The organism is Burkholderia sp. LMG 13014 (genome assembly GCF_905232215.1).
Classification (GTDB): Bacteria; Pseudomonadota; Gammaproteobacteria; order Burkholderiales; family Burkholderiaceae; genus Burkholderia.
Genome location: NZ_CAJNKE010000305.1, coordinates 1 through 7,134 on the forward strand (window position 1 = coordinate 1; position 7,134 = coordinate 7,134).

Here is a 7,134-nt window from a genome sequence, read left to right on the forward strand (position 1 = left end):
GCTGGGCCGAGGCGGCGCGGAGCCAGCCGCCGGTGCCGACGAAGGCGGCGGTCAATCCGATGGCGCGTAACAACGAGCGTCGATTCATGGCGTGTCCTAGTCTGTATACGAGGCTGCCTTACATTAGCCTGCCGGTCGGCCGGCCGGGTTACGCGAGCGGTTAAGGCTGTTACGGTGTGTCACGGCGGGCGGGCGAACCGCTGGCGGGCCGGGGCTGGCCTTTCTGTTTCAGCAACTGATGGGTGGACGGTGCCCATTGCACGCACGTCGCGCGCTGTTTACTGGCTGACGGATGGGTTTTAGGCGCCCGGCGCCTGAAATTCGAGACTGATTTGGGTAAAATTTGCCGATTCCGGGGTGTCGTGCTGAATCTGTTTGTTGTTTCTATGCAACCGTCAAGACGATGACATGAAAGAATGGTGCGATGGAAGCCTCCAAAAAGGCCCCGTCAAGAAGTCAAAAACAAACGTCAAAACAAATACTTATAACGCGGCCCCACTTTCATTATTTCTAGTTCTGGAAAAGCTTATTTCTTTATTTGCGGATCGCTCCCCTAGGGTACACCCCTAAACTCACGGTTCCCAAACGGGCAACTATCCGGGCGCGGCCAGCAGGATCGATGGCGCTCCCGGGCGGTTGCAGACCGTTTATGAACAAGGTCGCGAGACCTGCCTCTTTTTAGAAGGGAGCTCCACGAATGAACAAGACTCTGATCGTTGCAGCAGCAGCAGCATCGTTCGCTACCGTCGCTCACGCGCAAAGCAGCGTCACGCTGTACGGCGTGCTGGACGCAGGCATCACCTACCAAAGCAACGTCGCAACGGGCGTTAACGCAGCTGGCAAGCCGGTGAACGGCAAGTCGCTGTGGTCGATGGGCTCGGGTATCGACCAAAGCCGTTTCGGTCTGCGTGGTTCGGAAGACCTCGGTGGCGGCCTGAAGGCAATCTTCACGTTGGAAAGCGGCTTCGGCATCGGTAACGGCAAGCTGGGCAACAACGGCGGCATGTTCAACCGTCAAGCCTTCGTCGGCCTGTCGAGCCAGTACGGCACGGTCACGCTGGGTAAGCAGTATGACGCAACGCAAGACTACCTGGCGCCGCTGACGGCAACGGGTTCGTGGGGCGGCACGTACTTCGCGCACCCGCTGAACCTCGACCGTCTGAGCACGAACGGCGATGTCGCATCGAACAACACGGTCAAGTTCACGAGCGCGAACTACGCTGGCCTGCAATTCGGCGGCACGTACTCGTTCTCGAACAACACGAACTTCGGCAACAACCGTGCGTACAGCGCGGGCGCTGCATACCAGTTCCAAGGCCTGAAGCTTGCTGCTGCATACTCGCAAGCAAACCTGGGTGACGGTTCGAACGGTAACGGCGCAACGTCGTCGGCAATCGGTGGCATCGCTAGCCAAGGCCGCGTCCGCACGTACGGTGCTGCTGCTGGTTACGCATTCGGCCCGGCACAAGTCGGCGCTGCATGGACGCAAGCACGTCTGGACAACAATGCAGTCGGTACGGGTTCGGTGCGCACGGACAACTACGAAGTCAACGCAAAGTACAACCTGACGCCGGCTCTCGGCCTGGGCGCTGCTTACACGTACACGAACGCGAAGATCAACAACGGCAGCACGCACTGGAACCAGTTCGGTCTGCAAGCTGACTACGCACTGTCGAAGCGCACGGACGTCTACGCACAAGCTGTGTACCAACGTGCAGCGAAGAACGGCGTTGGCGCATCGATCTACAACGGCGACATCAACACGCTGCCGAGCTCGTCGATCAACCAAACCGCAGCAACTGTTGGTCTGCGTCACCGCTTCTAAGCGTGACGGCGGGGTAACCCGCTACGCAGCATCAAAAAAGGCGCCTTCGGGCGCCTTTTTTTCGTCTGCGGAAAGTGCTGTCGACGATTCGCATCGTCCGGATGCAAAAAAGCGAGGCCTGTGCCTCGCTTTTTTCGTTGCGTGCCGTTGCGGCGCGGTGCCGGCGGCAGGTCGCGTCAGCGCGTGTATTCGCCGTTGGCTTCCGGCTGGAACACGATCGCGGCGACCTTCATCAGCTTTTCGGCGCCGCTCGGCTGCATCACCTTGACCATCTGGCCACGCTGGGTGCCCAGCAGTGCCATGCCGACGGGCGAGAAGACGTTCAGGCGGCCGTGCTCGAGATTGGCGGCATCCGGATAAACAATCGTCCAGGTGGCTTGTTCCTGGGTCGCTTCGTCGAGCAGCGTGATCTGCGAGTTCATCGTGACGACGTTCGCCTTGATGGCGTCGGGCTGGACGATGTCGGCACGCTCGAGCAGCGTATCGAGCATCGTCTGGAACCGCGGGTTGTGTTCGGCGTGCTTCTCGAGGCGAGCGACGTCGAGTTCGGTCAGCTGGTAAAGGCGTTGTTTCATGGCAGTTCTCCAAATGATCGGCAGGGGCAGGCAGGGCGTGCCTATGGGGATCGCCCGGAGCCTGTCTGACCTGGCTCCGGGAGGAGACCGAGCCGTCAGATCAGGCGCCGGGCAGGGGCGAGCGGCGCCTGGGCCGTGCGTCGAGCGAGGGGGTGCGCCGGATAACCGGCGCGCGCGCGCACGCCGGCCGGGCCGGACGGCGAAACCGAAAGGGGCGTGAGCGCGTACATGGTGGATGGAAGATCGACTGGCGAATATAACCTTACGATTCTACAACACAACCTTCGGGATATGTGATCTGGCTGTCGGCATTTCGTCAGCGATTGTTGTGCAAATGAAGCAAGTTGCGCCGATATCGCCCGGGAAGGGCCGGTGATTTTTGTCGAAATCGCAACGCTGTATGTTCAAACTAAGGGTTTCCCCTTGGGGCGGCGAGAACTACACTGAATTCAATCGCTTCAGACAGTCCTGCCGAGGCGACGCCATAAGAGAACATATTCCGGAGGTAAATCATGAAGTCGATCATCTACGCAGCCATCGCCGCATCCGTACTTGCCGCCCCGATCGCATCGTTTGCCCAGTCCGAGCAGGGGCTGACCCGAGACCAGGTCAAGGCCGAGCTCGTGCAACTCGAACAGAACGGCTACAAGCCGCTGGCGACCGATTCGCAGTATCCGGACAACATCCAGGCCGCCGAACAACGCATTCAACCGAATCAGCCGATGCTCGCGCGTGCCGATACGAGCGGCTACGGCGCAGTCGCGACGGGTGCCGGGCAAGCCGGCCGTCGCATGACGCGTGAAGCACCGAATCCCGTGAACTCGGTCTACTTCGGCAACTGATTGTCCCCGGGTCTGCCCGAGCGCACCGCTTATTCGACGAGACGCGCGCCAGTTGCGCGCGTCACCCGCCCGCAGGAGCAGAACCTCCGTCGCCGCATTCCGGCGGCTTTCCGCCCAGACGCTCGCGCGTTTGGGCCTTTTTTGCTGGAGCGGGTCAGGCGGACGTGACCGCGGGCGTGCCGTGGATATAGTGTTCGAGCTGGCTGATCGTGAACTGCTGATCGGCGATCACGCTCTTGACGAGGTCACCGATCGAGATGAGGCCGACCAGCTTGCCGCCGTCGAGGACGGGCAGGTGGCGCATCCGGTGCTCGGTCATCAGCGCCATGCACTCGTCGGTGGATTGCGAGGGTTCGACGTAGCGCACCTTTGCCGTCATGATTTCCTCGACGCGAGTGGCTTTCGACGAGCGATCCTGCAGCACGACCTTGCGCGCGTAATCGCGCTCGGTGACGATGCCCGCGATGTCGTCGCCGTCCACGACCAGCAGCGCACCGATGCCCTTTTCCGCCATCAGCTTGATGGCGTCGTAGACGAGATCGGTCTTTGTGACGGTGTAGATGGTGCGGCCCGAATCCGGCTTGGCCTTGAGAATCTGCGCGACAGTCGTGCTCATTCGCTTTCTCCGTGTGCAGGTCGATGCTGGGCAGGCGGGGCGTGATGCGTGTCACCCGACGAGCCCAGTATAGCCGCGCAGGTGGCGGCAGTCGCGTGACGATTCCAGATTAGCGGTAAACTCCCGTCACGCACTATCCACACAACTCCTACATTCCTGAACGTTTCGATTGAATTCATGATGTCTTCGCGTCCCCAATCACCCACGCCGGGCAATGGCCAGGCCGACGAGTGCGTGACACTCGTCGCCACCGCGTCGCTGCCCACGCGCTACGGTACGTTCAAGTCATACGCGTTTCGTGTATCGGGCAGCGATGCCGAACATCTCGCGCTCGTGATGGGCGACGTCGCCGGCGAGCAGTCCGTGTTGACGCGGCTGCATTCCGAATGCCTGACCGGCGACGTGTTCGGCTCGTACCGCTGCGACTGCGGCGAGCAGCTCGATCTCGCGTTGCGCTACATCGCGGCCGAAGACCGCGGCGTGCTGCTGTATCTGCGCGGTCATGAAGGGCGCGGGATCGGCCTGAGCAACAAGATCCGCGCCTATGCACTGCAGGAGCAGGGGCGCGACACCGTCGAGGCGAACCTCGACCTCGGCCTGCCCGACGACGCCCGCGAATACGACTCGGCCGCCGCGATCCTCCGGATCCTCGGCGTGACGTCGGTGCGGCTGATGAGCAACAACCCGGCGAAGTTCGACACGCTCGCGAAGCACGGCATTCCCGTCTGCGAGCGCGTGGCGCTTGCGGTGCCCGTGCGCGAGGAAAACGAGCGTTATATCCGCACGAAGCAGGTGAAGTTCGGGCATTACTTCGAGGAAAACGAGTAATCGCCGCGGGCGCGCCGGCGCCCGTTTCTCGTCACCGGTTTCCTGGATCGTCGCTGGCAGAAGCGACGATCCCGATTTCCCCTTCGTCCGTTCCGCTTTCGGATTTGCGATGGCGCTTGCGTTACGCTGCCTGAACGATCCGTATCCTCCATGTCCACACCGTCGAAGATCGAAGCCGAGCGTCTGACGCTGCGTCGCTGGCAGCCGGCGGATGCGGATGCGCTGTCGGCGATGCATGCGGATCCGGACGTGACCGCGTGGCTCGCGCGCGGCCCGATGTCCGTAGACGAGGCGAGCGACGTCATCGCGCGCTTCGACGCACATTTCGATGCACACGGTTTCGGCCCGTGGGCGGTCGAGCGCCGGGCCGACGCGATGTTGATCGGCGTGTGCGGTCTGTCGCGCGAAGTGCGCGTAACGCATCCGATGGCGCCATGCGTCGAGATCATGTGGCGGCAAGTTCGCCACGCGTGGGGGCATGGCTACGGCGCCGAAGCGGCGGCGGCCGCACTGGCCGACGGGTTCGGCCGGATCGGGCTTAGCGAGATCTTCGCGTGGACGGCCGACACCAATCTACGATCGCAGCACGTGATGCAGCGGCTAGGCATGCAGCGCCAGCCCGCGCGCGATTTCGACCATCCAGCGTTGCCGGAAGGGCACGCGCTACGTCGGCACGTCGTGTATGTCGCCCGCGCCGCCGGCCTGGCCGGCGCGTAACCGCTTACGCGTATTCGCGTATCAGCGCCATGTGCCGTTCTGCAGCACGATCCGGTAACCGTCGGCATCCTCGAAGGTCTGGCCGGATATGTCCCAGTAAGGATTGAACGACGTGACGGGCATGAAGCCTTGCGCGGTGGCGCGCGCGCAGGCAGCTTCCCATTCCGGCCGATCGGGCAGGTAGAACACGATCAGGTCTTCGGGTGTCGGCGACGGCGCGATCGGATGGTCGGGGCAGTGCGTGAATTCGAAGTGATAGTCGAGGCCGTCGCGTCCGAGCATCACGCCGGAAAAGCCGTCGTGATCTTCAAAGCGTGCAAGAACGGACAAATCGAGGGCTTCGCGATACATGCGCTCGGTTCGGGTGAGGTTGCTGACCGGGCGGGCAATACGCAGATGGGCGTGCAAGATGGCCTCGGGGGTGAGTGACGGGCCGGTCAATGATAAGCCGGCCGATCCGGATTGCGCGAGGTGAACGGAGCACGCCCGGCGCATACTCGCCGTGTTGAACGATATGAGCGCGTTCCGGCCAAACGAGTCGAACCGTCGAACCTCGTCTCGCGAAAGAAAAAACATGACGCTTGCGATCAAATGCAAATGCACGCACCCCGAGGCAGCGGGTGCTTGTCCGGACAACCTTCGAAGTTCTGCTTTGACCTCAGCCTGTCGATCGACGGGCGGATGCACCGATCCCGGACGAGAGGCCGCGAATGAGTAAGCCCGATCTCCGTCGGCCGGTTGCCGGCCCCTATCGCCAGTCGCGATGGGCGGGCGTGCTGGAGGCTGCCTTTGGATGGGTGGCCAAGGGGACGATGGTGCTGCTCGGACTCGGCTTGGCTGCGTTGACGGCCTTGACGGGCGATGTGAGTGCACTGACGGATCTGCCGACAACCAGAAAGGGCTGGTTGTACCTGCTGCTGGTAATGGTCGGGGCAGTCGCGCTGATATTCGTGGTGCGCCACTACTGGCTGCGACCGGTCGGTGTGCACCCGGCGGGTTAGGCGGGGCGGAAGGGGATGTGTCCCCGCAATTCGCGCAGGCAAGAAAAAGCCCGCTACATTGAGCGGGCTGAATCCATGTTTGGAGACATGGAGGAGACAGACGTAAATTTAAGGGAAAACCCGAGTCATGGCAAGCCCTAGTTGTATCGATACAACTTTTTGTTGCGCCGCATTCACATCGCGCCTGCCCGCGCGTGCGCCGCGAACGCGCTGAACCGCTCCTGCGCGACAGGCAACGCGAACTTGTCGCGCATCTCCGTCTCGATCCATGCACATGCCTCGCGCGCGCAGTCGGTCAGCGCGTGCCGTGTCGCGTGCCCGTCGATGTCGTAGACGAAGCGCACGCCGACCTCGTCGTCGGCGACCCGTCGCTCGAGCTGGTTGAGCTGCAGTTGCGGCCCGTGCTGTTGCGATAGCGCGCGCAGTTCGTCGAAGTGATATTCGAGCCAGTCGGCAAAGAACAGCGCGTCGCTGTGGCACGGCAGCCGGAAGGCCGCGCTGCGCGACGGGCGCGGCCCGGCTTCACCGGCCGATGCGTGCGGTTCGTTGTCGGTGGCAATGGACGTGTCGACGGGCGCGAGCGGGTGCCGGATCCGGCGGTAGGGCTCGCGATCGCGCAGCGCATGCCACAGCAATTCGTCGCCGGCGGCGCCGGACGGCTGCATCGTCAGGTCATGCCGGCCGTCGCCGGCCGGCGCGATGTCGCGGATCACGAGGCGCAGGGAGCAGA

Annotated in this window: 9 protein-coding genes; 5 read left to right on the forward strand and 4 right to left on the reverse strand. The window is 62.7% G+C overall.

Annotated features, from left to right (window positions below):
• Positions 1–697: 697 nt before the first annotated feature.
• A complete protein-coding gene (locus JYJ84_RS24055) occupies positions 698–1,825 on the forward strand; it encodes a porin (protein WP_043179611.1) in 1,128 nt (375 codons plus the stop codon).
• A gap of 176 nt (positions 1,826–2,001) precedes the next feature.
• On the opposite strand, the gene JYJ84_RS24060 is transcribed toward JYJ84_RS24055, so the two are convergent.
• Positions 2,002–2,400: a GreA/GreB family elongation factor gene (locus JYJ84_RS24060; RefSeq protein WP_043179609.1), complete on the reverse strand. Its 399-nt coding sequence runs from the start codon at positions 2,398–2,400 to the stop codon at positions 2,002–2,004.
• 512 nt (positions 2,401–2,912) lie between these two features.
• On the opposite strand from JYJ84_RS24060, the gene JYJ84_RS24065 reads away from it, so the two are divergent.
• Positions 2,913–3,242 (forward strand): DUF4148 domain-containing protein, encoded by a 330-nt coding sequence (locus JYJ84_RS24065; RefSeq protein WP_122947509.1) that lies wholly within the window; start codon positions 2,913–2,915, stop codon positions 3,240–3,242.
• Positions 3,243–3,396: 154 nt separating this feature from the next.
• On the opposite strand, the gene JYJ84_RS24070 is transcribed toward JYJ84_RS24065, so the two are convergent.
• Entirely contained in the window at positions 3,397–3,858 is a 462-nt protein-coding gene (locus JYJ84_RS24070) for a CBS domain-containing protein (RefSeq protein WP_021162297.1), read from the reverse strand.
• Between the two features lie 177 nt (positions 3,859–4,035).
• Between JYJ84_RS24070 and ribA the strand changes: the two genes are divergently transcribed.
• Together ribA and JYJ84_RS24080 are read left to right on the forward strand one after the other, a co-directional pair.
• The gene (gene ribA, locus JYJ84_RS24075) at positions 4,036–4,686 is read left to right on the forward strand and encodes a GTP cyclohydrolase II (RefSeq protein ID WP_122947508.1); all 651 of its coding nucleotides are present in this window, start codon (positions 4,036–4,038) and stop codon (positions 4,684–4,686) included.
• A 150-nt stretch (positions 4,687–4,836) separates the two neighbouring features.
• A complete protein-coding gene (locus JYJ84_RS24080) occupies positions 4,837–5,403 on the forward strand; it encodes a GNAT family N-acetyltransferase (RefSeq protein ID WP_175223677.1) in 567 nt (188 codons plus the stop codon).
• A 21-nt stretch (positions 5,404–5,424) separates the two neighbouring features.
• Here the strand turns inward: JYJ84_RS24080 and JYJ84_RS24085 are convergent, their stop codons facing one another.
• Positions 5,425–5,811 carry a VOC family protein gene (locus tag JYJ84_RS24085; RefSeq protein WP_174960642.1) on the reverse strand — a complete coding sequence of 129 codons (387 nt, stop codon included), beginning with the start codon at positions 5,809–5,811 and terminating at the stop codon, positions 5,425–5,427.
• A 302-nt stretch (positions 5,812–6,113) separates the two neighbouring features.
• Here JYJ84_RS24085 and JYJ84_RS24090 point away from each other — a divergent pair, with 302 nt between their 5' ends.
• Entirely contained in the window at positions 6,114–6,404 is a 291-nt protein-coding gene (locus JYJ84_RS24090; RefSeq protein ID WP_122947491.1) for a hypothetical protein, read from the forward strand.
• 173 nt (positions 6,405–6,577) lie between these two features.
• Here JYJ84_RS24090 and JYJ84_RS24095 read toward each other — a convergent pair.
• Positions 6,578–7,134 (reverse strand): hypothetical protein (locus tag JYJ84_RS24095; RefSeq protein WP_205189547.1); only part of this gene is annotated, 557 nt, incomplete at its 5' end.

Bases quoted from the DNA above. Each gene is read 5' to 3' on its own strand.
- JYJ84_RS24080 (WP_175223677.1), top strand. From the start codon at position 4,837: ATGTCCACACCGTCGAAGATCGAAGCCGAGCGTCTGACGCTGCGTCGC.
- JYJ84_RS24070 (WP_021162297.1), bottom strand. From the start codon at position 3,858: ATGAGCACGACTGTCGCGCAGATTCTCAAGGCCAAGCCGGATTCGGGC.
- JYJ84_RS24055 (WP_043179611.1), top strand. From the start codon at position 698: ATGAACAAGACTCTGATCGTTGCAGCAGCAGCAGCATCGTTCGCTACC.
- JYJ84_RS24090 (WP_122947491.1), top strand. From the start codon at position 6,114: ATGAGTAAGCCCGATCTCCGTCGGCCGGTTGCCGGCCCCTATCGCCAG.
- ribA (WP_122947508.1), top strand. From the start codon at position 4,036: ATGATGTCTTCGCGTCCCCAATCACCCACGCCGGGCAATGGCCAGGCC.
- JYJ84_RS24060 (WP_043179609.1), bottom strand. From the start codon at position 2,400: ATGAAACAACGCCTTTACCAGCTGACCGAACTCGACGTCGCTCGCCTC.
- JYJ84_RS24065 (WP_122947509.1), top strand. From the start codon at position 2,913: ATGAAGTCGATCATCTACGCAGCCATCGCCGCATCCGTACTTGCCGCC.